The sequence below is a fragment of the Vibrio sp. Vb0937 genome, assembly GCF_033338855.1.
This window is the reverse complement of record NZ_JAWOTK010000253.1, coordinates 1-1,279: the sequence shown is the minus strand read 5'-3', so window position 1 is coordinate 1,279 and position 1,279 is coordinate 1. Positions and strand designations below refer to the sequence as shown.

Genomic DNA, 1,279 nt, shown 5'->3' with positions numbered 1-1,279 from the left:
TGATTTTGTCACAGTTAGATATACACACCATGGCATCTGCACAGTGCGCATTAACCATGTATTCGACCGAGTCGGCAATCAGTTCACGTGATGGCAACGAGTAAAGCATGCCGCCGTGACCCATTGCGATGCCATCATCGACGGCGATGGTATTGAATTCTTTTGCGATGCCGCCTGCCGCTTCAATCTCTTGAGCAACAAGTTGGCCCAAATCTTTAAGGTGTACGTGGCCTGGTACGAACTGAGTGAATGAGTTCACCACGGCGATGATTGGCTTACCGAAATCTTCGTCTTTTACACCGGTTGCACGCCAGAGCGCACGAGCTCCCGCCATGTTACGACCATGTGTGGTGGTTGCTGATCTATATTTTGGCATTTCTTAAATCCTTCTTACTGCTGCTCTGGGTACACATAGTCTAACCAGCCCCACTTATCTTCCGTGGTGCCGTTAAATAGGCCAAAGTAGGCTTCTTGCAATTCTTTGGTAATCGGACCGCGTTTACCGCTGCCCACTTCAATTTTGTCGATAGTTGCCACAGGCACAACTTCTGCTGCGGTACCGGTCATGAATACTTCATCCGCAAGGTATAGCGCTTCGCGGGCAATGTTAGCTTCACGGACTTCGTAACCTTTATCGCGAGCAATGGTCATGATCGAGTCACGAGTGATGCCCGGTAGGATAGCGCTGGTTGCTGGTGGTGTGGTGATCACGCGATCTTTGATGACAAAGATGTTCTCGCCCGCGCCTTCTGACAAGTAACCGTCAACACTCAGTGCGATACCTTCGTCGTAACCATGACGACGTGCTTCACCACCAACGAGTAGTGAAGAAAGGTAGTTACCACCCGCTTTTGCTGCGGTAGGGATGGTGTTAGGTGCCGCGCGATTCCAGCTTGAAATCATCGCATCCACGCCTTTTTCTAGTGCTTCTTCACCAAGGTACGAGCCCCATGGGAACGCCGCGATGATCAGCTCCATTTCGGTGCCTACTGGAGGACACACACCTAAACCGACATTGCCCACAAATCCCAATGGACGAATGTAAGCGCTGTCGAGTTTGTTTTGACGCAGAGTTTCACGCGTTGCTTCCATGATTTCTTCAACAGAGTATGGAATAGGGAAGCGGTAAATTTTGGCGGAATCTTTTAAACGCTGTGCATGTTCACGGTGACGGAAGACAATTGGGCCTTTTGGTGTGTTGTAGCAGCGTACCCCTTCAAATACCGAGGTGCCGTAATGCATGGCGTGAGTGAGAACGTGCACGTTCGCCTCTGCCCAT

The 1,279-nt window shown here is 50.5% G+C and carries 2 protein-coding genes; both read right to left on the bottom strand.

The genetic code is table 11. From position 1 onward, the window contains the following. On the bottom strand, nucleotides 1–376 hold a 376-nt coding region (locus R7P67_RS24860), incomplete at its 3' end, for a dihydroxy-acid dehydratase (protein ID WP_318086324.1). Nucleotides 377–390: 14 nt separating this feature from the next. Next, nucleotides 391–1,279: branched-chain-amino-acid transaminase (ilvE, locus tag R7P67_RS24855; protein ID WP_318086323.1), on the bottom strand; the 889-nt coding region annotated here is incomplete at its 5' end.